General features: G+C 56.5%; 23 protein-coding genes and 3 pseudogenes. 24 read left to right on the plus strand and 2 right to left on the minus strand.

Annotation, left to right across the window (positions count from 1 at the left end):
* Positions 1-71: 71 nt before the first annotated feature.
* Positions 72-1,226, minus strand: a complete 1,155-nt coding sequence (locus ATY76_RS32730; protein ID WP_088678702.1) for a site-specific integrase — start codon at positions 1,224-1,226, stop codon at positions 72-74.
* A 197-nt stretch (positions 1,227-1,423) separates the two neighbouring features.
* Here ATY76_RS32730 and ATY76_RS32735 point away from each other — a divergent pair, with 197 nt between their 5' ends.
* The 15 genes and pseudogenes from ATY76_RS32735 to ATY76_RS32805 all read left to right on the plus strand — a co-directional run.
* A complete protein-coding gene (locus tag ATY76_RS32735) occupies positions 1,424-2,596 on the plus strand; it encodes an RHE_PE00001 family protein (protein WP_190233787.1) in 1,173 nt (390 codons plus the stop codon).
* A 96-nt stretch (positions 2,597-2,692) separates the two neighbouring features.
* On the plus strand, positions 2,693-3,559 hold the full coding sequence (locus tag ATY76_RS32740) for an RES family NAD+ phosphorylase (RefSeq protein ID WP_245310221.1): 867 nt from the start codon (positions 2,693-2,695) through the stop codon (positions 3,557-3,559).
* Positions 3,560-3,663: 104 nt separating this feature from the next.
* Complete coding sequence (locus tag ATY76_RS32745) at positions 3,664-4,293, plus strand: hypothetical protein (protein ID WP_141105074.1); 630 nt, start codon at positions 3,664-3,666, stop codon at positions 4,291-4,293.
* A gap of 175 nt (positions 4,294-4,468) precedes the next feature.
* A complete protein-coding gene (locus ATY76_RS32750) occupies positions 4,469-6,523 on the plus strand; it encodes a DNA methyltransferase (RefSeq protein WP_190233788.1) in 2,055 nt (684 codons plus the stop codon).
* On the plus strand, positions 6,516-8,312 hold the full coding sequence (locus ATY76_RS34485; protein ID WP_088678706.1) for a DNA methyltransferase: 1,797 nt from the start codon (positions 6,516-6,518) through the stop codon (positions 8,310-8,312). Before ATY76_RS32750 ends, ATY76_RS34485 begins: the two co-directional genes overlap by 8 nt.
* Before the next feature lie 202 nt (positions 8,313-8,514).
* Positions 8,515-9,336, plus strand: a complete 822-nt coding sequence (locus tag ATY76_RS32760) for a helix-turn-helix domain-containing protein (RefSeq protein WP_190233789.1) — start codon at positions 8,515-8,517, stop codon at positions 9,334-9,336.
* Positions 9,337-9,340: 4 nt separating this feature from the next.
* On the plus strand, positions 9,341-11,512 hold the full coding sequence (locus ATY76_RS32765; RefSeq protein ID WP_088678708.1) for a DEAD/DEAH box helicase family protein: 2,172 nt from the start codon (positions 9,341-9,343) through the stop codon (positions 11,510-11,512).
* Positions 11,499-11,696, plus strand: a complete 198-nt coding sequence (locus ATY76_RS32770) for a hypothetical protein (RefSeq protein WP_088678709.1) — start codon at positions 11,499-11,501, stop codon at positions 11,694-11,696. The genes ATY76_RS32765 and ATY76_RS32770 overlap by 14 nt, the downstream gene beginning before the upstream one ends.
* A gap of 1 nt (position 11,697) precedes the next feature.
* Positions 11,698-13,662 (plus strand): AAA family ATPase, encoded by a 1,965-nt coding sequence (locus ATY76_RS32775; RefSeq protein ID WP_088678710.1) that lies wholly within the window; start codon positions 11,698-11,700, stop codon positions 13,660-13,662.
* Between the two features lie 2 nt (positions 13,663-13,664).
* Positions 13,665-14,078, plus strand: coding sequence for a hypothetical protein (locus ATY76_RS32780; protein WP_088678711.1), 414 nt, complete (start codon positions 13,665-13,667; stop codon positions 14,076-14,078).
* A complete protein-coding gene (locus tag ATY76_RS32785; protein WP_088678712.1) occupies positions 14,062-15,060 on the plus strand; it encodes a hypothetical protein in 999 nt (332 codons plus the stop codon). The genes ATY76_RS32780 and ATY76_RS32785 overlap by 17 nt, the downstream gene beginning before the upstream one ends.
* A 322-nt stretch (positions 15,061-15,382) precedes the next feature.
* A pseudogene (locus ATY76_RS34420) lies at positions 15,383-15,487 on the plus strand (IS66 family insertion sequence element accessory protein TnpB); the annotation flags it as partial.
* Between the two features lie 87 nt (positions 15,488-15,574).
* Positions 15,575-15,709 carry a hypothetical protein gene (locus ATY76_RS34490; protein ID WP_280950960.1) on the plus strand — a complete coding sequence of 45 codons (135 nt, stop codon included), beginning with the start codon at positions 15,575-15,577 and terminating at the stop codon, positions 15,707-15,709.
* A 51-nt stretch (positions 15,710-15,760) separates the two neighbouring features.
* Complete coding sequence (gene tnpB / locus ATY76_RS32800) at positions 15,761-16,093, plus strand: IS66 family insertion sequence element accessory protein TnpB (RefSeq protein ID WP_088678713.1); 333 nt, start codon at positions 15,761-15,763, stop codon at positions 16,091-16,093.
* A gap of 9 nt (positions 16,094-16,102) precedes the next feature.
* Positions 16,103-17,022: pseudogene (locus ATY76_RS32805) on the plus strand (IS66 family transposase); the annotation flags it as partial.
* On the opposite strand, the gene ATY76_RS33930 reads toward ATY76_RS32805, so the two are convergent.
* On the minus strand, positions 16,935-17,168 hold the full coding sequence (locus ATY76_RS33930; protein WP_190233794.1) for a hypothetical protein: 234 nt from the start codon (positions 17,166-17,168) through the stop codon (positions 16,935-16,937). The pseudogene ATY76_RS32805 and the gene ATY76_RS33930 sit on opposite strands and share 88 nt — an antisense overlap.
* 228 nt (positions 17,169-17,396) lie before the next feature.
* Here ATY76_RS33930 and ATY76_RS32815 point away from each other — a divergent pair, with 228 nt between their 5' ends.
* The 9 genes and pseudogenes from ATY76_RS32815 to ATY76_RS32855 all read left to right on the plus strand — a co-directional run bounded on the left by ATY76_RS32815 (position 17,397) and on the right by ATY76_RS32855 (position 25,629).
* Complete coding sequence (locus ATY76_RS32815; RefSeq protein ID WP_141105076.1) at positions 17,397-18,257, plus strand: heparin lyase I family protein; 861 nt, start codon at positions 17,397-17,399, stop codon at positions 18,255-18,257.
* A gap of 518 nt (positions 18,258-18,775) precedes the next feature.
* On the plus strand, positions 18,776-20,611 hold the full coding sequence (locus tag ATY76_RS32820) for an ABC transporter ATP-binding protein (protein WP_088678715.1): 1,836 nt from the start codon (positions 18,776-18,778) through the stop codon (positions 20,609-20,611).
* 466 nt (positions 20,612-21,077) lie between these two features.
* Entirely contained in the window at positions 21,078-21,683 is a 606-nt protein-coding gene (locus ATY76_RS32825; protein ID WP_190233790.1) for a methyltransferase domain-containing protein, read from the plus strand.
* 137 nt (positions 21,684-21,820) lie between these two features.
* Positions 21,821-22,306 (plus strand): class I SAM-dependent methyltransferase, encoded by a 486-nt coding sequence (locus ATY76_RS32830; protein ID WP_088678717.1) that lies wholly within the window; start codon positions 21,821-21,823, stop codon positions 22,304-22,306.
* Positions 22,307-22,556: 250 nt separating this feature from the next.
* Entirely contained in the window at positions 22,557-23,066 is a 510-nt protein-coding gene (locus tag ATY76_RS32835) for a transposase (RefSeq protein WP_141105078.1), read from the plus strand.
* Complete coding sequence (locus ATY76_RS33535) at positions 23,041-23,214, plus strand: hypothetical protein (protein WP_245310222.1); 174 nt, start codon at positions 23,041-23,043, stop codon at positions 23,212-23,214. The genes ATY76_RS32835 and ATY76_RS33535 overlap by 26 nt, the downstream gene beginning before the upstream one ends.
* A gap of 27 nt (positions 23,215-23,241) precedes the next feature.
* On the plus strand, positions 23,242-23,673 hold the full coding sequence (locus tag ATY76_RS32845; protein WP_088678718.1) for a transposase: 432 nt from the start codon (positions 23,242-23,244) through the stop codon (positions 23,671-23,673).
* A complete protein-coding gene (gene tnpB / locus ATY76_RS32850; protein ID WP_088678719.1) occupies positions 23,670-24,026 on the plus strand; it encodes an IS66 family insertion sequence element accessory protein TnpB in 357 nt (118 codons plus the stop codon). Before ATY76_RS32845 ends, tnpB (ATY76_RS32850) begins: the two co-directional genes overlap by 4 nt.
* Positions 24,027-24,097: 71 nt before the next feature.
* Positions 24,098-25,629 (plus strand): annotated as a pseudogene (locus ATY76_RS32855) (IS66 family transposase).
* Positions 25,630-25,672 lie beyond the last annotated feature (43 nt).

Here is a 25,672-nt window from a genome sequence, read left to right on the forward strand (position 1 = left end):
GGTTATGCTACGCTGCCTGGCTTCGTGAGGCGTACGCGGCGTCGAACGAGAGGTCGTGGAATCAGGGGCAATCAGGGAATAAGACGCGCAGCTCGACCGCTTCGACGTGCAGCACTATTATAATAGCTGGATGCCTGTTGCACCGAGCGATGCCGTGATTGCTCCATTGCCTCGGGCAGGGGGATCCCGCGGTTGGCTGCCTCCGTCAGGTATCCCGACCGCAGCCCATGGGCGGAAAACTCCCCCACCTCCAGCCCAGCCATTTTCACCCGCTGTTTGACGATATCATTGACCGCCTTCGGATCGAGCCCCCGGCGCGAAACATTGCCCCAGCGATCGATCGCCCGGAACACACTGCCGCTCCCAATCTTCGCGGCGGCCAGCCATGCATTCAGCGCCTCCACTGGTCGGCCGGTCAAATAAACGATCTCATCCTGACCGGCGCCGGAATTCTTGGTGCGGCCGAGATGGATGGACAATGAGGGGAGGGGGCTGCCGTCCTCGCCGGCAATTGGCGGCTCGATCGTCAGTTGCTCCTTGCGCAAGCCGGCGACCTCGCTGCGCCGGCGGCCGCCGGATCCGAAGGCAACCATCAGGATCGCCCGGTCGCGCAGATCGCGCAGGCTGTGTTCGCCGCAGGTCGCCAGCAGCTTGGCCAGCACGTCTGATGTCACCGCCTTGGCGCTCTTGCGGCGGCGTAGCCGCGGCACGGCGCGGACAGCGAGGCGCAGCGCTGATCGGAGGGCAGGGGAGGAGAAGGCGCCGTCGAGACCGCGCCATTTGGTCAACGTCGACCAGTTGGCCAGCCGTCGGCGCACGGTGTCGGGCGCATGCGGTCCCGACGTTCTCAGAAAGCCGCCACTTCTCAGGGCCTGGTCGACATCACCGGGCATCCCGTGCTCGGGATCGTTTTCGCGCCGTGCCGGATCCCACAGATGATGGGCGACGAATTTCAGCAGCAGCGCTTCCGGCGCCGGCCAGGGCAGGGGATTTTCGGTCGCCGCCAGTGCCCAAGCCTCGAGGTAGCCGAGGTCGGAGGTCAGCGCCCTCAGCGTATTGGCGCCCATGCCTTCGTTGACCAGGTGCCGCAGCGTCTCGACGTCCTGGTCGGTGAGGATTTCCGCGAGCTTGTCGCGCCGGTCGATCGGCAGCACCGCGGCGATGGTGTCGAGCGTTTCGGCACGCCGAGCAATCGCGTCTGCCGTGTTCGCAGCAAGAATGTCCAAAATGCCTCCTGAGGCGCGAAAACCGGGAGTCAGCACGGCTGCATTGCCCGTCCATTGAACCGTTTTCGCTGATTTGCGGCTTCAAATCAATCACTTCCGATAAGCGGTACTTATCGGAAGTGAGACGTCGTCTCGGCGACATCGATCTGTGACGGACTCTATTTATCAGATAGCGTCCGTTTAACAAACCATTTACCATGAATTCAATGTCTTATGATTTGTCGAAAATCCATCTGGCCAGCTTGCACCGACCGGTTTCTGATGCGACCGTGGCTCTGGTGCGGCTGGACGAGCGCGTCACCCGTTCACCAGTCGGCCAAGGCTGGATCGAACGCATGCACTTTGCCGATGCCTGCGCCTCGCTGTGGATCGACGGCGAACTCGTCCATCTCGAAGACCTGGTGCTGCACGACGCCCGTCTCGACGTCCGCGCCCCGACCCATGAGTTAGCCATTGCCCGTGACGTTTTGAAGACGCGCCGGCGGATCGTCGCGCAGCCACCGGGCTGGGCGCAGAGCCCGGATGGTCTGCGCGCCTTGCGCGGGCAGGCGTGGCCTGCACCATCACTTGCCGCCAATAGCCATTACTCCGACGATACGCCCGACGTGATTCCCGCAAGCATCGCGCCGTCGGCCACTACGGCCGCAGAGGCTGGCGGGGAAGGGGAGGGTGCGGCGCTGGACGCGTCCGATCCGTTGGCTGCGGAGCTTGCGGCGATCGACGAAGTGCTGGCCCGATCGGAGACGGCCATCGCGGAGGCCAAGGCGCCCGGACGCGGCGGGGGGAGAGAAAGGGATCCGTTGGTCTACGATCTCGATTGGGACGAAGACGAGCGGCTCGACGAATGGCGCGTCGTGCTGGCAGAAACCGAAGGCCTGCCGCCGGTGTTGCGCGCCGCGCTGTTGCTCGATGCCTGGAACGATCTGCAGGTGCTGCAACATGCGCCCTGGCTCGGTCGTTTGTTGGCGGCGGCGGCGCTGCGGCAAGCGGGTCTGACGACCGCGTCGCATCTGGCCGCCCTTAATTTCGGCCTGAAAACTATTCCTGTCGAGCGGCGCCGGCATCGCGCGCGCGACACCCGCCTCTTGGCGACCCTCAACGGCATCATCGCGACCGCCGAATTCGGCCTCAAGGAGCATGACCGGCTGGCGCTCGCAAAACAGATGATGGAGCGGCGACTGGTCGGCCGGCGATCGTCCTCAAACTTGCCGGGCCTGATCGAACTTGTCGTTTCACGGCCGCTCGTCTCGGCTGGCGTGGTCGCTGAAACGCTGAAGGTGACGCCGCGGGCGGCGCTCAGGATCGTCGATCAACTGGGGCTCAGGGAGATGACCGGCAGGGGGAGGTTTAGGGCGTGGGGAATTGTTTAAACCCGCGTTGAGCGAGGATGGAGCGAGGGTCACGGTAGACTGTTATAGCTTCTTCGGGTTCGTCTAATTGCGATCCAACAGGTGGGGAAGAGCCAGGTGCAGCAGATAGAAATGGATGACCCCAGTAAGCGGGAGTTTGCTTCCTATCGAAGCTATGGGGAGTTTGCGCGACGAGTGCGACACCAAAGTCGTTACGTGTGGGACGAGCACGTCAAAGCGTTCATTGGCACCGTGCTGGCTACTCTGAAAGACCGGGATGTCGTTCTGAAGAAGGGAACGCCTCTTTATCGTGCTCAGCTCGGAATCGACTATGTCTCATTTGATAAGAATAGACCCGACGAGCCATCGGGCTACAATGCAGCAAGAATGAAACCTAGACCTAACCGCTCCACGGAAGGTCGAGCGAATGCCGCCGGCGTCTCCGTCCTTTACCTCGGGACCACAGAACAGAACGTCATTTCAGAGGTCAGGCCTTGGGTAGGTGCCGAAATATCGGTCGCTCAGTTCGAGCTGAAGCGGAATTTACGCACCCTCGATTTAACGAGGGGCCATGGCAAGTCGTCGCTTAGCATGCTTCTTGATCATCTGGTAAACGGGACTCCACTCACTCCGGAACAGCGAGAGACGGCTGTTTGGATTGACATCGATAATGCATTCTCCCGGCCGGTGACGAAGACCGATGATGCTGCAGAATATGTTCCTACGCAAATTCTGGCGGAGGTATTCAGGAGCGCCGGATATGACGCGATAGGATACAAAAGCCAATTCGGGGAAAACGGGTTCAATATCGTCGTGTTCAACCCGGATGATGCCGATGTGCTCAACTGCGCCCCGTACCAGGTGAAACGTCTGGACGTGTCATTCGAGGAGATGGGTAATCGCTGGTATCGTTCGGAGAAGGTCCAGAAGGCAAAGTCGTCATCCAAACGACGAAGCGCAAAGGCGAGCCCCAAACAAGTCTGACGCCGCCGGCACCTCAATATCCAACCTTTCCCGGTGAGTTGACTTTGGGGCACGGGCTCTGACCGATACGATCGAGCATGATGAGGGCATACGAGGGAGGCAGCGTGTCAAAAGCTGAAGAAAGTAAGACTTACATCGCAGGCAAGCTCACTGGTGACGATTGGCGGAAATTCAAGGCGAAGCTGGTTGTCGGCGGTGACCACGAGATTTGGGCGTCGGCCTATGAGGATTTCTTCAGGCAACGTTTGAAGCTTCGTTACCTCGATCCCATCGAGCTTCTCGGCGCACCAGGGAGTTGGCAAGGCGAGGGATTTTCGATCGTTTCAATTCAATGCGCGCTGATCGAATTCCTTGCTGCGACCAGGTCCGGGAAGAACTACAGGTTCCTGAGAAAGGGCGACGTTCTTGGGCCCCACGATTATAGCAGCAGCAGTGCTCTCTTTCAGGATTTCCTCTCGGGCGTCGCTCCATTTTCGACTGCATTCGACGCTGATTCTGCCAAGGACTTCTATCAAGCGATCCGCTGCGCGCTGCTCCACGAGGCGAGAACCCGCAATGGCTGGCGCATTTGGGTATCGGGCTCCAAGCCGATAGATTCTGCTCGCAAGATTGTCTACCGGGACGCGCTGCAAGCGGCCATTTTGACCTTCGTAGACGATTACGGTCGAGCCTTATTGACGAGCCCTCTGCTGCAAGAGGCATTTATCCGAAAGTTCGACGATCTCGCCGCCTGAATCTGGTCGTGGATGCTTATTTTATGCATCCGCGCAACGTCCGTGGATGCACATCGACAAGAGGCAGAGCCAATGGGAAAGTCAGAAAAGCAATAATTTATAAACAGTTAGCGAAGCCAACTTGGTTGACATATTTTGTAAACCTGCGATGATTCCCGCGCCACAGGGAATCACAATGTCGCTACCAGAAAACTCGATCAAGGTCCGTCGCTCGGCTCTTGGCCTAACGCAGCAAGATGTAGCCGACCGGCTGGGACTGACGAAGAGCCATGTCAGTCACATCGAGCATGGCCGCAGGATTGTTACCGACAGTCAGGCGTCGGTTTTGGCAGAGATGCTAGGCATGCCTGCAGATCTCGTTTTGCTGAGCAGCGGGCGGTTGCCCAAAGATGTTCAGGGGGCGATAGAGGCGGATGCAGCGGGGGTGGCCGCAGCGATAAGGGCCAGGGGGCAATCCCATGCCATCTCTTATCCGGACGCGCCACTGAGTGCGCCAACAATGGCCGTTTGTGATGAATTGCATCATTGCTATTCCGATTCCGATCTGCCGGTGGTCATCAGTGCTAGCAAGGCAACGACCTCTTACAGGGCGCACAGTTACCATACCAAAGTTCCGCCGGCGGCTATCTCGCCGTTCATTGAGGCCTATTCGCGACCAGGCGACTGGGTTTGCGATCCATTCTGCGGCTCCGGCATGACTGGGGTGGCCGCGCTGATGGCCGGTCGCCGTGCTCTGCTATCGGATTTGTCACCAGCTGCAGTTCATATCGCACGCAATTATACGACTTGGTGCGATCCTGTTGCCTTGAAGTCCGCATTTGATGAGGTCGAAGCGCGAGTGGCGCCGACGATGCGTTGGCTGTACACGGCGCTTCCAACCCACGAGGAGACAATCGAATACACGACATGGAGCGATGTATTTGTTTGCTCCAGCTGCGGTGAACCGATCGTTTACTGGGATACAGCCAGCAGTTTGGAGGGAGACCGGTTGAGATGTCCCTCCTGTCAGGCGTCGCTGCGCAAGGGCGATCTCCAATGGGTAGGCGAGACCCCGGTGCAGACGCAAGTCTCCAAGGGTAGCAACCGGATCTTCAGCCGTGCTCCGACGCAAGGTGACTTGGCGCTTATTGCAGAAGTAGATGCGGCGCACATCCCCTATTGGATCCCAGAAGTTTCATTTGGGTCCGACCGGGAGATGTGGCGGGCAGGTCATCGTGCGATGGGCATCGATCATGTGCACGGCTTTTATTCGACGCGGAACCTGCACGCACTCGCAGCGCTGCGCCACGCGATCATAGAGACTGCGCAAGGAAGAGTTAGGGAGGCGTTGTTTTTTGCGTTCACAGCTTGCGTTAATCGCGCCTCCAAGCGCTATCAATGGAATGCCAAGCGCCCGACCAATGTGATGACGGGAACGTTGTACGTTTCATCATTGCGCTATGAGTGGAACGTTTGGAGCCTCTTCCGCCGCAAGTTTGTCGATGTATTGAAGTATTACAAGGACTTTCCGCGTGATGCGCACACCGTCGAGATCTTCCAGCATTCTGCAACGAACTTGGACTGTATCAATTCGAGCTCGGTCGATTTCGTCTTCATGGATCCTCCTTTCGGATCTAACATTTTCTACGCTGACAGTTCGTTACTCTGGGATTCTTGGCTAGGGACGCTGACCGACCAAGCGGATGAAATTGTCGTCAACAAGCATCGTCCTCGAAATTCAGGTGGCAAGGGCATTGCCGAGTATGGCGCCCTGATGACGAGCGCATTTTCAGAAGTGGGTCGTATATTGAAACCAGGTGGAAGAAGTGTTCTCGCTTTTTCCAACGCTGACGATCAAGTTTGGTCAGCCGTGCAGGATGCGATATCGGACGCTGGCCTAGAGGTTCGCGCCGTGCATCTGCTCGACAAAGGGCAGCCGTCTATCAAAGGCGTAAAGGGCCAGTTGGGCAAAGAACATGTAACCCGATTGGATCTCATGCTCGACCTTGCTCACCGTCGCAAACCCCGGCAACGGAAGCAAATCGTGCCTCCTGATGACTTTATCGAAAAATCACTCGAGGCAGCTGTCAGCACCGGGGCAACTCGGACCGACCATATCTACTCCCTCGTTCTACGTGATGCACTGCAGGCTGACTTCGCAGTCACCGGAATTACCATGCCGATGATTGCGAAGCGCCTGTCAAAGACCTCCGCCACCTCACGCAAAAAAGCGGTAGCAGAATATGCCTGACAAACCCTCCACTCACCTCGATTTCGTTGCAGGATATATCTGTGAGCCGTCACGCATGCCCAAGGCGCAGAAATCGCTGACGCCGGATACCCCTCCGGAAGGCAAGAGTGTTTCTGGCGGGCGCGGAAGCCCATTCTATCTCGCGCACAGTTACCACACGAAAGTGCCGCCAGAGGCAATTGAACCGTTCATCGAACATTTCACCAAACCCGGTGATGTCGTGCTTGATCCTTTCAGTGGTTCAGGGATGACAGGCGTCGCTGCATCCATGCTCGGAAGGCAGGCGATCATCAACGATCTCTCTCCCGCCGCCGCTCACCTTGCCTGGAATCACACGCGTGAGTGCGATCCGCGAGCGCTTCGGACGGCATACCAGCAGGTGGAGAAAGCCGTGCTTGACCGCCTCGGCGACCTCTACGCTACAAAGGATGATTCCGGGAAGCCGGCTCAGATCAATTGGACGATCTGGAGCACTCGCCACGTTTGCCCGAACTGTGAAGGAAATTTCTTACTTTGGGACACCTTTGACAGGTCGTCAGGTCGGATGGGGCGTGACTCCACATGTCCGCATTGCAAAGCGACGCTGAACAGGCGGCAGTTCGCCACCGCCGGAAATGTGCCAGCATGGATCTCCTTTACCCGCGCCGGCGGCAGCAGGGGATACAAGCCGGCCGATCCAGAGGACGTTGAAAGGGCGCTTCGAATTTCTCGCGAGGCTATCGGGGAGTGGTATCCTGACACTCCTCTGGGGCCGGACAGGGAGATGTACCAACGGTGCGCATTGCATCTACAGGGGGTGAAATCGGTTGCAGACATGTACACGACCCGGAACCTTATGGCGTTAGCGGTTCTTTGGTCCGAGATTGTCGGTGTTACTGACGAGAGAGTTCGCCGCGCTTTGGCCTTTGCGTTTACAAACACTGCGTGGCACGGCACGCGTATGCGCAGGTTCAATGCTCGCGGCGGGCATCGGCCGCTTACAGGCACCCTTTATGTACCCCAGCTCTCATCGGAGGCTAATGTCCTCGATGTCATGCGAAAAAAGATCGGCCAACTCGGCCGCTATTTCTCGGAGTTCACGCCTAAAACCAAGATCCCTCCTGCCGTTATGGTCGGCAGTGCAACGAGGTTAGCGCATGTTGAGGACGCGAGCGTCGACTACGTTTTTACCGACCCTCCGTTTGGATCAAACATTTTCTACGCCGATTGTAATGTAATCTGGGAATCATGGCTCGGTCGACTGACCGACGTCGCAGAGGAAGCTGTTGTCAATAAGTCGCTTAAAGAGACTGATGGCGGCAAGAGCTTGAACCGTTACGCTACCATGATGGCGAGCGCTCTTTCAGAGATGCATCGCGTCCTGAAACCAGGCGGGTGGGCAACGATCGTCTTTCACAACACTGACTCCGCCGTGTGGGGAGCATTGCAGCAGGCTGCGGATCTCGCCGGCTTTGAGTTTCACGAGGCCGCATCCCTCGATCGAAAGCAGCAGAGCCATAAAGGCTATAAAGGCCGCGAGGGTATCGAGGACGTCGCGCATTTCGACGTCATCATGAATTTGAGGAAGTCCGTCAACGCCGTCGATCGCATGTCCAGCAATCGCCGATCCAGGAGCGATCTTGTCGAGCTTGTTGATCGTGCCGCGCAAGACCGGTCTGTAGCGGTGAATGGATTGCAGGGGATCCATGCCGAAGTGATGCGCCAGCTGATCTCAGAAGGAAGCGGTTGGTTTCCCGACTTTGCCGATATTAGAAAGGTGTGGGAAGCGCGACATTCCGTCAGCGTATAGCGAACTTTGTTCGGAGCAGCGTGGTCTTGTTTGAAGAGCGGCATTGCCGCTCTTTTCTATTTGCAGCTGTCCGCACTAATTCCCCGGTCTTGCCAGCTATCTAAGCTGCTGACTGACAATGACTGAAAGCGCTTAGTTTTTTCTTGACAGCTAACTAAGCTGTTGCAATAATCGCAAAGAGCGAGCGGCGCTGGTGGTGGCATTGGACAAGATTCTTACAATCGCAGAAATAGCAAAACACCTGAAGATATCCGCTCGTACGGCGTATGCGATGGCGGCAAGTGGAGAGCTTCCTGCCTTCAAGGTTGGTGGGCAATGGCGTATGCGGCAGGGCGACTTTCTCGTTTGGCTCGATCAACTGGCAGGCCATCGGCCCATTCAAGGCTCGCAGGTCGAGCTAAATGATCAACGGATTTCGCGAGAGAACATCGAGGAGGCAGGGCTGATGGACGAGGTTGCGCTTGGCGATGGGCTTGCAGTGCCGCATTTGACCGAACGGCTGAGTCTCGTCGGCATGCATGAGCGCTTCGTCGCGGCATTAGGACGTCGGGTGTCGGACGTAGGTCCGCTCGACGCGAAGCCGCTCGAGATATCTCTTGGCCCACCTCTCCCGATCAAGGCGCGCGTCTATATGTACAATGCTACTCGCCCGCCAGGTGGGCGCCCGTTAGGAGAGCATAAGGTTCAATTGATCGTGCCCGGGCAAACAAGGGGGCAGCGCGGCTCCTTTGACAACCATGATGGTCGGACCGTCCTGCTTGTCGGTTACGCTGCAGAGGAGGACGTATTTATCCTTTGGGATGCCGGGCTCTACACGGACTTTGCCTGGTCACGGAATGTCCAAGTCAAGGCGGAAACAATTATCGAAGCGACTGCTGGAAAACTTGCAACCCAGTTGAGGCAGCTTCGCCCGGCAGATGGAAAGGCAATCCAAGAGGTCTTGATTGCAGCGCCCTCGGAAAAGCTTCCCGAGGCGATCGACCGCCGCGTTCAGATAACCCGGGACCGGATGAGTAAGGACTGATTTATTGGCATCGCTGTCGGACCTTCCAATCAGGAAGTCGTATCACAAGCCAGAAGATGATATCGCCCGCGAGTTCTACCTTCCGGCGATGGCGGCCTCGACTGGCTATGATCGGGCTGTCGGGTTCTTTAGCAGTTCGATTTATCTGCTGGCTTGGAAAAGTTTGAAACAGTTCGTCGATAACGGCGGCAAGATGCGTATGATCTGCTCACCGGTGCTTTCAGATGAGGACAGCGAGGCGCTCTATTCTGGCTACTCGGCGCGGGCCGAGAGCGCGGCGGCAGATGCCATCATTCGCGAGTTTGACCAGATGATGCTCTCCGGCGCCATGATGAAGCCGGCGATCGTTCTTGCGAGCTTGGTCCAGATGGGCGTTGTTGAGTGTAAGCTCGCATGGATTGGGGCCGAAGCTGGAGGCCGACCCCGGCGCTTATTCCACGACAAGGTCGGTATCTTGAGCGATGGTGAAAACCACGTCGTCTTTAAAGGCTCGATGAATGAAACATGGCCCGGGTTATCACTCGACGGCAATCTCGAATCAGTCGACGTATATGTGAGCTGGCGGGACGCCGGCGAACGGGAAAGAATCGACGAAGAAGTCGAGTATTTCGAAAGGTTGTGGCAGGATCACTGGCCGGGCGTTTCCGTTGTCCCGCTTCCGGAAAATGCTCGCCACCATATTATTTCGGCGAGCGAGGCCTCGAAGTGGCCCAGCTATGTCGATGAAATAAATCTGGAAATGGAAGAAGCGGCCAGCTGGTCTCCGGAAGCATCAAAGCAAGGCGGCCGGCTACCCCGAAGCCACCAATTGCAAGCATTGGAAGCATGGACTGCTGCGGGTCGCCGCGGCATCCTTGAGCATGCGACCGGATCAGGGAAGACGTTTACTGCCCTATGCGCGATTAACGACGGACTCGGCCGTGGGGAGGTTCCCCTCGTGCTGGTGCCGTCTGAACTGCTTCTGGTCCAGTGGGAAGAAGAACTGCGTGTTGCGTTCGACCCGTCCGGACTACAGCTGCTAGTCTGTGGCGGGGGCCACGCCGACTGGCATGTGCAGGCGCGCTTGCGAGGCTGGACGAGAGAGCCGTCTTCAAAGGAGCCGCCACGAGCGGTTCTGGCGACGCTGCAAACGGCCTCCAGTGACCGCTTCATTGGTCTGTGCTCGCAGGGCTCTCATCTCCTCTTGATAGCCGACGAGGTGCACCGGCTGGGCGCCTCGGGAACTAGGCGCATCATGGCAATGACGACTGGACCTCGTCTTGGCTTGAGCGCGACACCAAGGCGCGCGGGTGATCCGGAGGGGACCCAGGCTGTCCTCGACTATTTTGAGCGGATTATCCAACCTCCTTTCGGAGTTCAAGAGGCGATCAAGTCTGGCGCCCTGACGCCCTATGCATATCGGGTTTATCCGGTCCATCTGAATGACGGCGAGCAGGCCGAGTGGCAGAAGCTAACGGATCAGTTTCGTAGGCTCTACGCTAAGACAGAGGCCGGCGGTGACAGTGCCAGGTCGTTGAACGCGTCGCGATTGAAGAACCTCCTCATTCAGCGCGCCCGCATTGTTAAGGCAGCTGCGGGGAAAATCGACATTGCCGCGCGGGTGTTGCGGACACATTACCAGGTGGGTCAGCGCTGGATTGTCTATTGCGATAATCAGATACAGGTCCAGCAGGTCCGGAGCGCAATCCTGAATTCCGGGCTGGAAGATGTCTACGAGTATCATTCTGCGATGAGTGGCGACAGACACAGCACGTTGGCTCAGTTCAATGCGCTCGGTGGCATTGTGGTCTCGATACGCTGTCTCGACGAGGGCGTCGATATCCCTGCAGTTTCGCACGCGTTGATCCTGGCATCCTCCCGCAATCCGCGGGAATTTATCCAGCGCCGTGGTCGCGTTCTAAGGCGGGCGCCAGGTAAAGCTTTAGCCTTCATTCATGACGTGATCGTTGCGCCGCACGCCACCGAGACTGGCGACGGCGATTCCATTCTGCTTGGCGAGATTGCTCGCGCAATCGAGTTTGGCTCGCACGCAATCAACCCGGCCAGCGTGACCGACTTGAAGGTGTTGGCTGCGAAAATCGGCTTGGATTGGGCGGAAGCTGGTTATGGCATTGAAATTGATGATGAAGATCAAGACGGCGATTTCGAGAGCGAGGTGACGCATGCCGGACGATAAAGACAAAGAGGCGCGGAACGAAAGCCTGTTCGATGTTCTCGAACGCATCCGCACGGAGCATTACCCGCATATCGACCGCGAGATCGTCCGCGAGATTTTGCGCCTCCACGCGGATCCGGGCTCGAATAACATGGAGCTTAGCCGTGCTCTCGACGAGATGATTTTCGCAAGGACTGGAAATTGATATGCTGCGTCTAACAGCACTCCATCTCGATAATTTTGGCCCATACAAGGGCAGGCAGACCGTCACGTTCCCAAGCGAAGATGGTGTTACGATCATCTATGGCGAGAACATGCGGGGCAAGACATCGCTGCTGAACGCCATACGCTTTGCGTTTTTTGGCCGGATCCTCGGCCGCGGCCGTAGGGACGCAGCTCTTCACCTCGTCGGAAATTGGGAGGAGGCTAAGGATCGTGGCGTCTACGGCTTCGATGTCCGGCTGGATATGACCTATGATGGAATCAAGTACCGGCTGACGCGCTCCTTTAGGCCACGTCCGGGCATCAAAACGCCTGAAGATGACGCCGATTACGAACAGTCTCATTTTCTAGAGCGAGACGGGATTCCTCTCGGACCGCACCAGACGAAGACGGAGCTGGAGCGGATCCTACCTGAGCAGATATCACGGTTCTTTCTATTCGACGGAGAGCTGCTGCAGGAATACGAGGACCTGCTGGTCGCAGAAAGCGACATGGGCCCAAAAATCAGCGAGGCGATCGAGAGAATCTTGGGCCTTCCGCTGCTAACGAACTCCCGAAATAGCCTTTCCGCGGCAAGGGAGCGCGCCGAGGCTCGGTATTCGCGCGCTGCTCAGGGCGACCAGAAGACAAGAGAGTTCGGCAATCAGCTGACCAGTCTTCAGGAGGAACGCGCGGTCCTCGTGGCGGATCTCGAACGTCAAGAAACCGAGCTCGACGAATTGCGCAAGCAAAAGACTGCATTGGAAGAGGCAATGCGCAAGTCCCAACGTCTTGCCTCTCTTCTCGACAAGCGTGACGGTCTCGAGCGCGAACTGGTCGAGCTTCGAGCGAAGCTACAAGCAAAGCGATCCGATATCGGATCATCTATGAGCACGGCCTGGTCAGCATTAATCGTCAACAAGATGAAGGCCTCGCTGGATCACCTCAGGGACCGTGAGACCCAACTGCAGACCGCCCTCATCCGGACAGCAGTCCTGCGGAGCCTGTCTCTTGAGGGGCAAACGACGTGTCCTGCCTGCCTGCAGCCGGTGTCCGATTCCGCTCGTCAACACGTCCATGACTCGCTCGTGCAACATGGCGGTCTTGCGGGCGCGACGGAGGAGCAGGAGCTTGCATCGATCCGTCGCAAGATCGATGCCGTTTCCAAATCGGTCAACGCGGCCAATCCTGAAGCACTCCGCTTGAAATGGCAGGCGATTGAACAGGATGATCGGGATATCTACAGCAAGCAGAATGAGATCAAAAGCCTGACAAGCCAGATTGAAGGCGTTAATGAAGACGAACTGCGCCGGACCCGGTCGGATTTCGAGCTCACAATCCGGCAAATTTCACTGCTTGAGCAGGGTCTATCGGACACTCGCGACAGCCTCCAGCACAACACAACCTATCGGGAAAATATCCAGCGGAAGCTCGACCGCTTCGCCGGCTCAAGCTTCGACGTCGAACGCAAACGAAGCGTCTTGGCTGCTGATCTGGAAAAGATGTTCACCGAGGGGATCGAGGTGTTCCGAGAACAATTGCGCAAACGCGTCGAAGTGGACGCGACTGAACACTTCCGGCAACTGACCTCCGAAGCCGACTACGCCGGCTTGAGGATCAATGACAGCTACGGGCTCTCGATTGTCCATAAGGACGGCACGGGCATTCCGGTTCGCTCGGCGGGTGCAGAACACATTGTTGCCCTGTCGCTCGTAGCTGCATTGCAGAACAATGCTCCGCTGCGCGGCCCCATTATCATCGACTCGCCTTTCGGACGTCTGGACACCATCCACACAAACAAGACGGTTGCGGCAATGCCGAATATGTCGCGACAGGTGATCGTGCTTGTCTACGAAGACGAACTGCCGCCGGTGCGTGCGCGCGAGGGACTTGGTAAGCATCTCAAAGCCGAGTGGAAATTGGAGCGACGGTCGGCCCGTCACACCGAACTTGTTCTTCGAAAGGACTGAACGTGACCGAAAAAGCAAAGACGCCGACCAACGACAAGCGCACCATCGGTATCACCTCAGCGAACGAGAAGAATCTGGCCGCGCTCGTCCTGGCCGGCAACTTTGGGTCGGAGCTCGACGCTGCAAAGTTCGCTTTGGCATATGCCATTCAAAACGATGTTTCTGCGGGGACCGCGGAAGGCACAAACACAAAATGGAACATTGGCACGGTCGATGGTGACGGATCGCTAAAGTCAGTGGTTGAGGCCGTCTTCGACGGCGTTACTGAGCCTTATCGGTTGATCGAATATCTGATCAACGAGGGCCTTTCACGTCTTGGATCTAATGACGCCATACCACCAGACGTCGTCGGCATTCTCTTTCAAGCGGATCAACGCGCGCGCTCGCAGGATAACAAAAATGGCCAGACTGAGTAAAAAGAAACTCCTGCAGAAGGTCATTGATGCGCTACAGCAAGGGGGCCTGCAAGTCGATCATCCACTCATTTCGGCCGAGCATCCCTTTCAGTTTACCGTTGACCGCCACGGAACGAAAACCACCGTCAAAGTGTACATCTGGAACGTCACGCATGGTGGGAATACCCGCGGTGATGATGAATATCGTATCCAGATAACAAGCAGTGTCAGCAAGTTCGCGCCAATAAGCGGCGGCATTAACCTCGTTCTGGGCTGGAGTGAGGAGTTCCAAGTGTTCGCAGCTTTCGACATGGATGCGCATCCAGGAGAACTCGGATCGTCGCCGTCATTTCAGATTGATCTCGGAGCTTTGAGGGAAGCCGGAAGAAACGGTGCTGCCATTCATCGAAAAGGTGGGCAAGAGACTGCGGCTGCGATCAGGCCCGACCATTTTTCGAGCTACATGATCCACTACAAAGAGGTTCATGCCGGTTCTCTCGACCATGTACGAAGCTGCGACGAGGTCGACTTTAAGGCGCTTACCACATCATCAAGCGGTCCGCGGTTCGGAACTGCGCAGGAACTGGCCTATCGTAAGACTGTCTTGGAGCGGCTAGACGATCTTGAGAAAGTTGTCGGCATTGCCGGCACGAGTCCGATGATGGGTCACAATGGGCCTCCTAAGGACGAAAACTCTCCCGGCGCCGAGGGTGGTCGAGATGAGTTGATGAACGCTGCTGCCGATCTTAAGACGCAACTTTCACAACCTGCTCCTGATCTCGCTACTGTCGGCAAGGCAGCTGGAACCTTTCAGCGGCTGTCACGACTGCTGAAACAGCAGATCGCCAAAGCGGGGGAGACACTCGCCGAAAAAGCACGCGAGCATGCGATCGGAATTCTCCTGACCACAGCGATTTCACTGGGGTCACGAGCTCCGGACGTGATTTCAGCCATCAATGGATTGTTGAATGCCGTCAGCACCTGGCTCGCTTCGCTATTCTAAGCATAGCGTGGATTTAAAACTCGCAGGTCCGGATCAACCCAGTACTGGCGATATGTTGGCGTCTTTGCTTTGATCCTGCCGTTAAGGAGAGCCTTGGCTGCCTGATGGCGCGCCCGACGCATGTCTACACGATCGACTACGTCGCCACGCTGATCGGCGAGAACCTCGAACTCCTCCAGGAAAGTCCCTTCGGCGAAGGCCGTCTGCGCTGATTTGGTGACTGGGCTTTAAGTGCATGCCTTATGTCATGCGCTACAATCATTTCCCCCATTGAGGTCTTGTCCGCCGACGATCTTGGTCGCCGACGGTTTGGTCAGACGAAGAGAAGGTTCGGATCGTCGAGGAGAGCTTGCAAGGTTTTCGGCAGGGGTCGGTAACGGCGCGGCGATATGAATTGTCGCGGTCATTGTTGACCCGTTGGCGTCGGGAATACCGTAGTGGCCTTCTGAGCGCTTCCGCATCAACAAGCTTCGTGCCACTTACGATTTCGCCGCCGCCGCCGGCATCTTCCGAGATGGCCCGTCCGCTCCGGTCGGACGGCGACAAGACGATCGAGATCGGGCTGCCGAACGGTCGTCGCCTGACGATCCCGGCTTCACTCGATCCGACCATCCTTGCCCGCCTGTTGCCGGTCCTGGACGCGTCATGATCGCCTTTCCGGCCGGGGTGAACGTATGGATCGCGGGGCGGCGTGACGGACATGCGTTGCGGCATGAACAGCTTCGAGCTGAAGGTTCAGCAAGGCCTTGGCCGCGATCCTCATGGCGGCGAGGTCTTTTGCTTCCGGGGGCGCAAGGGTGATCTGGTCAAGGCCCTGTGGCATGACGGTGTCGGCATGTCGCTTTACTTAAAACGCCTCGAGGCCGGCAAGTTCATCTGGCCGGTCAGCCAGAATGGCTGCGCCGTGCCGGTGTCGGCGGCGCAACTCGGTTATCTCCTGAAATGGATAGACTGGCGCAATCCCCGCTGGACGCAACGGCCTTCGAAGGCAGGCCGATCGCCTGCATTGGGCTTTCGACATGCGACATGTTAGCTTCTGGCCATGGATGACGCTGCTTCGGAGATAGCCAGACTGCGCGCCGCGCTTGCGGCATCGGAAGCGCGTGCCGCCTGCGCCGAGGCCGATCTCGTGCAGGTGCGCGCCGTCGTGACGACCTCCGAGCCGATGATCCGGCACCTCAAGCTTGAGATCGCCAAAATGCGTCGGAAGCAGTATGGCCAGAGTTCGGAACGGCGCGCCCGGCTGATCGACCAGATGGAACTGCAGCTCGAAGAACTCGAGGCCGATGCCACCGAGGACGAGATCGCCGCGGAACGCGTGGCGGCGAAGATCACAAATGTCTCTGCCTTCGAACGCCGTCGCCCGGCACGCAAGCCGTTCCCGGAACATTTGCCGTGCGAGCGCCTGATCATCGAAGCTCCCTCAATTTGCACCTGCTGCGGCTCGGCGCGGATCGTGAAGATGGGCGAAGACGTCACCGAGACGCTGGAGGCAATCCCGCGCCAGTGGAGGGTGATCCAGACGGTGCGCGAGAAGTTCACCTGCCGGGATTGCGAGAAGATCAGCCAGCCTCCGGGCCCTTTCCATGCGACACCCCGGGGATGGGCAGGACCGAACCTGCTGGCGACGATCTTGTTCGAGAAGTTCGGCCAACATCAGCCCTCAAACCGCCAGGCTGAGCGCTACGACGCAGGGAGGGCGTCGATCTCAGTCTCTCCACACTGGCCGATCAGGTCGAAGCCTGCGCGACGGCGCTGCAGCCGATCCATGATCTGATCCGCGCCCATGTGCTGGCCGCCGAGCGGCTGCATGGTGACGACACCACCGTGCCGCTTTTGGCCAGGGGAGCAACAAGGCAGGCACGGTTATGGACTTATGTGCGCGATGACCATCCCTTCGCGGGCGGCGCGCCTCCTGCGGCACTCTTCCATTTCTCTCCCGATCGCGAGAAGACCCATCCGATATCCGCACCTGGGGCGGCGGTGTTCGGCAGTTCCTTGTCGATGAGCAAGGCGATCAAGAAAAGATCGAACGCATCATGGCAGACAAGCCGAAATAAGCCCTCGCGGCCTTCGCCGGATGGATGCCGTTCGATGCCGGCGGTCAATATACCGAGTCGAGCGGAAGAGGAGCGGCGGCAAAACCTTCCCACCGGTGGCGACGGCGAGCCCGCATCCGCTAAGTCGAAAGCTGAAGGGCAAGTCCGATGCCCTCACGGCCGACTTATGTAGAATCTACTGACCGATGTTTCCCGCATCTTTTGACAACGAGGACTCCTGATTTGGCGATCCGACTGCTAATTTGCTAACCGTTGTTGCAGAAGAGTAGGATCGCGATGACTGAAATAGAGGAAAAGGTTCTGTTCGATGGATTTGATGACCATCGGTTTGCAGATGAAGGCGGGTTGGTTTTTCCGGACAAACCCGAACAACGAGCGGGCCGGTTCGAATTCCTTAGAGATGAAGACCGTGTGGGTAATGGAATTTTGCGGCTAAGCGTTCAGACGCCGAAAAGTGGCCCCCAATCCAATCTTTGCAAGCGGGCTGAGGTGTGGGAGCGATACGGCGCTATGACCTCCTACCAGACCGGGACATGGTACGGCATATCTGTGAGATTTTGCTCTGATTATCCCAAGGATTCAGAAAGGTATATGATTGCGCAATGGAAGCGCGAGATCGTGAGCCAAGATTTGACGCGCCTTAGTCCTTTCTTGGCGCTCAGGCTACGACGCGGAAAGCTATTCGTAACAGCAGAAACGCACTTTCGCGATGAAGGAGCTCGCTTTTTAGGGGCAGGCGGAACGCCCTCGAAGATGTGGGTGCGACCTCAATGGGGCCAGATGCGCGCGCTGCTAGCTACAGATGATCGATGGACAGATGATGATGATATTGACTTCTCCGAGTTAAGGCCAGACATCTTGATAGAGAGCTATGGAAGATCACTACCAAACCCCGATTCCGGATGGATCGACTTTATTGTGTTTGTTAGGCCGGACCCAAGAGGCCGAGGTTGCATATTGCTCTATGCGAACGGTAACTTGATCGTAAAGGCGACTGGATGCATAGGCTATGAGGGTGAGGGACTGGGCCCCAAAAAATATTTCAAATTCGGACCTTATTGTGATGTACAGGCGGCGGATTGGGCGCTGGAATTTGACAACTTTCGTCGTGGTCCCACATTCGAAAGTGTAAGTTGAGCCGCACGTGCTTCGAGTCCTCGGGCAGAAGTGGTCCCAATTGCTTGCGGCGTCTTTTGCTCCCAGATCTGTGCGTTTAGGTCTTAGAAACAAGAAGAAGCCGTCTGGCATATCGCGACAGTTGGATATGCATCCAAAACGGGATCTTCCCGTTACGCTTGTAGAAGCGTTGCAATTGCACAAAACTGCGTGCATCCTGTGTACGTGCAAGCGAGCTTCGGATTTTGTCACGGTTTAAAAAGTCGCGGAGGCGACACGGCGGCAAGGATTCGCATTAGGTTGCTTTGAAGCCGGCGGCGCCAATTTAAGTCGCCATCGAGTACAAGCCCACCTCGATCCGAGTGTCATCGTATCAGAAAAATCGCACTGAATTTAAAAAACGAAAGCGCATTGAATTTTAAATAAAAAACGTCAGTAGAAGACAAGGCTGCATACTACTTAACTGAGTCACCCTATTTTAGTGCCGTCGTCGTCAGATCTAATTGTAAACAACTCATTGAAATGAGGTTACTGTGTTGATGAAGACAGCACGAATGAAAATTGCGAGGCTGACACACAGGCGATTCCGGCCAAAAGAAAAAATACATATTAAAGCGCAGTCTGCTGTTGGTATTTTGATAGATGAAATCCGATCTAGGTGGAGAATTTTATCTATTTGTTCGATTATAGGCGCTTCGGCGTCTTTGATAAACATATTCAGCATTTGGGGCATGTCGCGGGTTGTTGACGGCGTGAATCACCAGGACGCCGCTAATATTCTAGGCGAAAACTTCACGTTGATAGTCGCCTTATGTGTACTAGTTATTATAGTGGAGCCACTTCTCCAATATTTCAACGCCACGATAGTTTCTTCCACCGTAGCGGTGCCCTCGTTGGGAGCCGTATTTTGGAAAGGATACAGGACATTAGAGGCACAAGATGTCGCGTTCCACAACGATAATGCAGTTGGACAATCTGTTTCCCGTATAAAGCAGGCGTCTCGGGCGGTGCAGCGACAACTTACTTTGTTAGTCGACTTCATACCGAGGATCACCATTCAATTGGTTGGCGCAGTGATTTTCATGTCTGCAATCGCATGGCCGCTCTTAATTCCAATAATTCTTTGGTTAATTGGCAATATTTTCAATGCCAAATTTGCGATAAAACGACAGATCCGCAGGGCGCAGGAGGTTGCAGCGATCGAATCTGTCTCACTAGGTGCCCTCACCGATCTGTATAACAATATTGTTTCGGTGAAGTTATTTGGTTCCGAACGTTTTGAAGCGGTGCGCTTTACAAGAATCATCCGGCGGCACATGTCCGCATGCCGGCGAGAGGATGCCTCGCTTGCATTTTCAGATCTTGTTTCAAGCTTATTGAACGGAGCTCTGTTAGTTCTCACGCTGCTAATAGGTGCTCTAGGTGTCGCCTATGGTTGGACATCTACCGGCGATTTTGTTGCTGGACTTTTGATGTGTCGAAGCTTGGGAGGATATTCTCGATCGTTTATAGCAATTGGACAAAGTGCATCACAAGCTTTGGGCACCTTAAACGACGCAGTTCCGGTTCTTGTAAGCAAACCAACGATTCAGGATAGGCCCTACGCGAGCCCGCTACGAGCTGAAGCGAAAGATATTGTTTTTGAGAATGTAAGCTTCGTCTATCCAGGGGGCTTTCGCTCAGTTGAAGAAGTATCGTTAAACATCAAAGGCGGTGAGAAGGTTGGACTGGTGGGGATGTCTGGTGCAGGGAAGTCGACTCTTGTTAGTCTGCTGCTACGTCTCTACGACGTCAGCAACGGTGCCATATATATTGGGGGCAAAGATATTCGAATGATAACCCAAGATTCTTTGCGGGATTCCATTGGTGTAATTACTCAGGATACCTCCCTGTTCCACCGTTCAATCGCAGATAACATTGCATACGGAAAATTTGGTGCGGACTTGGACGAGATCCAATCAGCTGCGAAAAAAGCGAAGGCGCACGACTTTATCATAAATGCAAAGGATGACGCGGGACGCGAGGGCTATCAGGCGATGGTTGGAGAGCGTGGCTTGCGGCTATCCGGCGGTCAAAGGCAACGCATTGCCCTGGCACGCCTCTTCCTCAAAGATGCTCCTATCCTCATTCTGGATGAAGCGACCTCTGCCTTAGATTCCGAGGTCGAGGCAGCGATTCAGGAGAACCTCAGCGCTTTGACAAACGGGAAAACCGTAGTCTGCATCGCCCACAGGCTCTCAACAATCCTTAGCATGGACCGAATCATTGTGCTTGAAAAGGGACGCGTTATAGAACAGGGAACACCGCGAGAGCTTAGGGAACGAGATGGTCTGTTTTCACGACTCTGGCGAAAGCAAATTCTTGCCACCGCTTAGCATCAATACCAATCGGGGTGATGGCTGACGTTGGCCATGAGCCCTGCGCGCCACGCTCGCTTGATTTCAAAACGGACGCAGGGAAGCATCAGTCAGCATCGATGTAAGCAAGCGGCCATGGCTCATTCCTGCCTCATTAAAGCGCACGTGAGAGTTGTTAAATGGGTCGCTTTACTACCTACTTGATTATGGTAGTCTGAATGCCCCAGGTTAGTTCCAAGTTGTATCCATGTGACTGAAGTTGAGCGAGTCAAAAGAGCGAATAGGGTTCTGATGGTTCGTCTCTCCGAAAAGGATCCAGGTCTTCAAGGGTTCAAATCGAATGACAAGCCTTCCTGTTCGCGCCCTTAACTTGTGCCCCATTTGCGCCAAGACTTCCGTGTTCGCCGAATTTAGAAATAGAGCACGAGAACGATGCGCTCATTGCAATAGCGTTGCACGAGCTCGCTGTATTTACCTCTGCCTCATGATCAAGGGTCACCTTAGCACTGAGCGAGGATCATTTTTTCTGAAAAATGTTCACCACTTCGCTCCTGAGAGATGCCTTAATACGGTTCTTTCCGCAGCTGGTAACAATCCCAATTATCGATGCTATGATATCGAGCCGGAAACCTATCACATTGAAGGGATATTAGGTCATGATCTAACCCATTCAATCAGCAATCAAAGGTTGCTTTCAGCCGACATCATTGTCCACAATCATGTGCTCGAACATTTACCAGGTGATTTTCGGCGGACACTCCGAGAGCTCAACGCTCTTCTAAAGCCGGGCGGCATCCACCTGTTCACCATTCCCTTTCGAAAAGGTAACTTAGATGAGGATTTAGATCCAAGTTTGACTGCGAAACAGCGCATCGCTCGCTTCGCGCAAGCAGATCACATGCGTCTATTCGGAACTGAAGACACCGTGCAAGTGATGACCGAGGTATTCGGCGCGGTGGACGTGACCTTTTCAATTTCTAAGCACTTAACAAGAGATTTGGCAGAGGCTTTTGGCGTTGAGAGCGCATATCTAGCCGATCGCGAGGGTAAACTATGCGGGAGTACAGTGTTTTACTTTGAAAATAAGTGAGTACGCAAAGACAGCCAGAGAAAATGTAAACAATAATCATTTGGTCCGAATATGGTTCTGAGCCAGAAAATAAATCGGCTTAAGTTGATTTGCTGGAATCTTAGCGACGCATACCTTTTCGAATAAGGAGAATAGACGTGAGTCGACTGGATAATATGATACGTCGATTGACAGCTCAAAGGGATATTCTAAATTCGATTCGCGGTTTGTTGTATGATGATGGGAACAAGGGGCCCATTATCGAGTTCGGACTTGGCAATGGCCGTACCTATGACCATTTGCGCGAATGTTTCCCCGAACGAAGAATAATAGTATTCGACCGCGAGATCCGCTCATTCTCCGCGTCCACGCCTTCGAAACAAGATTTTGTACTGGGTGAAATCAGTGAGAGCGGTCTCGCGTTCCAAGGGATTGGTGCGGCGCTTGTCCACGCTGACATTGGGTCCGGGCACGACGACATAGACGCAGTTACATTGGTCTGGCTACCGACGTTGGTGGTCAGTCTCCTAGGTGCCGGCGGTATCGCTGCAAGTGGTTTGCCTTTGGAAGTGCCCACATTGGTTCCTATCCCACTTCCAGAAGGAATTCGACCGGGGAGGTATTTTCTCTACAGGAAAGCGTAGCTGACCTGAACTGGCATAATCGCCCAACGGTGCAGGGTTTTTCAGATACGACAAGTTCCTCGCCAACTTCTTGGGATTCGTCGAGCCGTCAACCGGCTCTGAGCCTTCCATGTGATGTCTCTGACTGCCGGCGATGCGTCAAGGACATGCACAACTATGCGGCGGCAATAATGTAAGCCCACGGTGAGGGCCGTCTTGCGAGGTTGATGCGAACATCGGAAGTCCTAGTGCAAACACTAGGAGTAGTCCTATGACCAAGCATCCGATTGAAGTGATCACGTCTGTCGAGCGCCGTCGGCGCTGGTCTCGCGAGGACAAAGAGCGGCTGGTTGCAGCCTGCCTTGAGCCTGGTGCGGTTCTTTCCGAGATTGCCCATGCGGCCGGCATCCACGTGAGCCAGCTCTTTCGGTGGCGCAAGGAACTCTGCCGGATCGAGGAGGCGTCGACGCAGGTGTCGAGCACCTTGGTGCCCGTGATCGTTTCGGAGACCGCGCCGGCAGCCCAGTCCGCCGCCTCAGAAGCGCCGGGCTCACCGCATCCCCGCCGGAAGCGCAGCGATGTGACGATTGATCTGGGCCGCGGTCGTCGTGTCCGTGTGGACAGCGACATCGACACGGAGGCCGCATTCTCGATTGTGTGCTGGGTCGGCGATGATCCCGGTTCCTGCTGGTGTGAAGGTCTGGTTGGCGACTGGCCATACGGACATGCGCAAGGGCTTTCCCGGTCTGTCGCTGATGGTGCAAGAGACACTGAAGCGTAAGCGGTTACGCGTCGCCCGACAGCTCACCCGTGGACGGCGGAACGACGACGATAAACAGCTGCGCCGGCAGATCACCATTGTCTTTCCGGCGGGCTTCGCTGTAAGCGCTGTTTTGCGCCCACCTTCCGGATCAGCGTTTGATTGTTGATGTTGTTGCCGAACGAGGCTTCGACATATGACGATTACAGGGTTTACGCATGGCACCAGTGCAGAGGTGCCGGTGCAACGGTTTGAGGTTTTCACTGGAGCCGGCCGTCGCCGCGACTGGAGCGACGAGGAGAAGGACCGAATTGTCGCCGAGAGTTATGGCGGCGAGATGTCGGTCAGTGCTGTTGCGCGTCGGCATGGGTTGTCGCCCGGACAATTGTTTACCTGGCGTCGGCAGGCGCGAAGTCAGGCGAAGCAAGGCTCGCCGCCGATGTTTGTGCCAGCGGTAATTGATCGTCCGGTAGAGCCGCCTCCGACACGGCGAAAGACGATTACGAGGAGCGCACTTCCAGTTGCGGCAATCGAGCTGGAGGTTGGCGGCGCGGTCGTCAGGATCGCATCTGGCACGGACAGCGCGACAATTGCTGCTGTGATCCAGGCGTTGAAGGCTCCGTCGTGATTGGTCCGTCCGGTGCGGTAAAGGTGATGATCGCCACCAAGCCCGTCGACTTCCGCAAAGGCGCTGACGGATTGGCGGCGCTCGTGAAAGCCGAGATGGGTGCTGACCCATTCTCTGGCACGATCTATGTGTTCCGGGCCAAACGAACGGACCGGATCAAATTGATCTTCTGGGACGGCAGCGGCGTATGCCTGGTCGCCAAGCGCCTTGAGGATGGCGAATTCCATTGGCCTCGAATGCAGGATGGTGCGATGCATCTGACAGCTGCCCAGTTCTCGGCTCTGTTCGAGGGATTGGACTGGAAAGGCGTGCATGCGCCAAGCGAAACACGCATTCCCATAAAGGCTGGATAGCGGCCGCGACCAATTGAATCAGCATCATCCTGCCTCTCGTTTCGAGCGGCAAAATATGCTGTTCTCGATCCATGACGATAACGGCAGACGAGCTTCCGGATGACCTGAACGCGCTCAAAGCGATGGTGCTTTCGCGCGAGGCAGAGAATACTCGGCTGCGTCAGATCATCAAGGAACTGCAGCGCCACCGCTTTGGCCGCCGGGCCGAGACCCTTCCCGAAGACCAGCTTCTGCTTGGACTTGAAGAGGCTGAATAAGTCGAGGCTGCGGGGCTGGAAGAGAAGGAACAGGGCTCGACTGCTCTGTGCCAGGCGCAGGTCGCCAAACGGCGCACCAACCGGGGTTCGTTGCCAGCGCATCTGCCGCGCGTCGAGATCGTGGTCGATATCGATGACCATGCCTGCCCCTGCTGCCGCAACGACCTGCATCGGATCGGCGAGGATGTCAGCGAGAAGCTCGATTCTGTGCCCGCCCAATTCCGGGTGCTTGTGCTGCGGCGCCCGAAGTATGCCTGCCGGGCCTGTGAAGAAGTCGTTGTCCAGGCGCCGGCCCCGGCAAGATTGATCGAAGGCGGCATCCCGACAGAGGCAACCGTCGCACAGGTGCTGGTCTCCAAATCTGCCGATCATCTGCCGCTCTATCGCCAGGCGCAAATCTACAAGCGTCAGGGCATCGACCTCGACCGTTCGACGCTCGCCGACTGGGTCGGTCGCGCCGCATGGCATCTACGCCCGGTCCATCAGCGGCTGCTTGATCATCTGAAGTCGTCGTCCAAGCTCTTCGCCGACGAGACGACAGTCCCGGTGCTCGATCCGGGACGTGGCAAGACCAAGACCGGTCAGCTTTGGGCCTATGCACGAGATGACCGGCCGTGGCAGGGCGAAGACCCGCCCGGTGTCGCCTATGTCTATGCGCCAGATCGCAAAGGCGAACGACCGATGGCCCGTCTCGACGGCTTCGTCGGCATCCTGCAGGTAGACGGCTACAGTGGATATCGCCCGCTCGCGGCAAAGAACACCGTGTCGCTGGCTTCTGTTGGTCCCACGTTCGACGCCGCTTCTATGAGCTGGCTGCGGCCGGTCCGGCACCCATCGCCAGCGAGGCGCTCAAACGCATCGCCGAACTTTACAGGATCGAAGAAGAGATACGTGGCCGGACCCACGAGGAGCGTCGCGTCGCCCGTCAGGAAAAAAGTCGTCCGATCACCGACAGCCTCGCTCCCTGGCTGCGTGAACAACTCGGCTACATCAGCCGGAAGACAAAACTCGCCGAAGCAATCCGCTATGCCTTGTCACGCTGGGACGGCTTGACCCGCTTCATCGACGATGGCCGGATCGAGATCGATTCCAACGTCGTCGAACGGTCAATCAGGCCAATTGCCCTCAATCGGAAGAATGCACTCTTCGCAGGGTCGGACGCCGGGGCCGAACACTGGGCGACCATCGCCTCGCTCATCGAGACTGCCAAGCTCAACAATGTCGAGCCACTGGCCTATCTCTCAGACGTCCTCACCAAGATCGTCAACGGGCATCCAAATAACCAAATCGACGACCTGCTGCCTTGGGCCTATGCCGCAAAGCACGAACTCAAAGCCGTGGCCTGAAAACAGCGCTTACGCTTCGCTCGGGCCTCTTCGATTACGACTT

This window comes from Rhizobium sp. R339 (assembly GCF_002211395.1).
GTDB lineage: Bacteria > Pseudomonadota > Alphaproteobacteria > Rhizobiales > Rhizobiaceae > Rhizobium.

Coding starts and splice junctions, on each gene's coding strand:
- ATY76_RS32735 (WP_190233787.1), top strand. CDS start 1,424: ATGAATTCAATGTCTTATGATTTGTCGAAAATCCATCTGGCCAGCTTG.
- ATY76_RS32750 (WP_190233788.1), top strand. CDS start 4,469: ATGTCGCTACCAGAAAACTCGATCAAGGTCCGTCGCTCGGCTCTTGGC.
- ATY76_RS34485 (WP_088678706.1), top strand. CDS start 6,516: ATGCCTGACAAACCCTCCACTCACCTCGATTTCGTTGCAGGATATATC.
- ATY76_RS32770 (WP_088678709.1), top strand. CDS start 11,499: ATGCCGGACGATAAAGACAAAGAGGCGCGGAACGAAAGCCTGTTCGAT.
- ATY76_RS32775 (WP_088678710.1), top strand. CDS start 11,698: ATGCTGCGTCTAACAGCACTCCATCTCGATAATTTTGGCCCATACAAG.
- ATY76_RS32785 (WP_088678712.1), top strand. CDS start 14,062: ATGGCCAGACTGAGTAAAAAGAAACTCCTGCAGAAGGTCATTGATGCG.
- ATY76_RS34490 (WP_280950960.1), top strand. CDS start 15,575: ATGGCCCGTCCGCTCCGGTCGGACGGCGACAAGACGATCGAGATCGGG.
- tnpB (WP_088678713.1), top strand. CDS start 15,761: ATGCGTTGCGGCATGAACAGCTTCGAGCTGAAGGTTCAGCAAGGCCTT.
- ATY76_RS32815 (WP_141105076.1), top strand. CDS start 17,397: ATGACTGAAATAGAGGAAAAGGTTCTGTTCGATGGATTTGATGACCAT.
- ATY76_RS32820 (WP_088678715.1), top strand. CDS start 18,776: ATGAAGACAGCACGAATGAAAATTGCGAGGCTGACACACAGGCGATTC.
- ATY76_RS32825 (WP_190233790.1), top strand. CDS start 21,078: ATGATCAAGGGTCACCTTAGCACTGAGCGAGGATCATTTTTTCTGAAA.
- ATY76_RS32835 (WP_141105078.1), top strand. CDS start 22,557: ATGACCAAGCATCCGATTGAAGTGATCACGTCTGTCGAGCGCCGTCGG.
- ATY76_RS33535 (WP_245310222.1), top strand. CDS start 23,041: ATGGTGCAAGAGACACTGAAGCGTAAGCGGTTACGCGTCGCCCGACAG.
- ATY76_RS32845 (WP_088678718.1), top strand. CDS start 23,242: ATGACGATTACAGGGTTTACGCATGGCACCAGTGCAGAGGTGCCGGTG.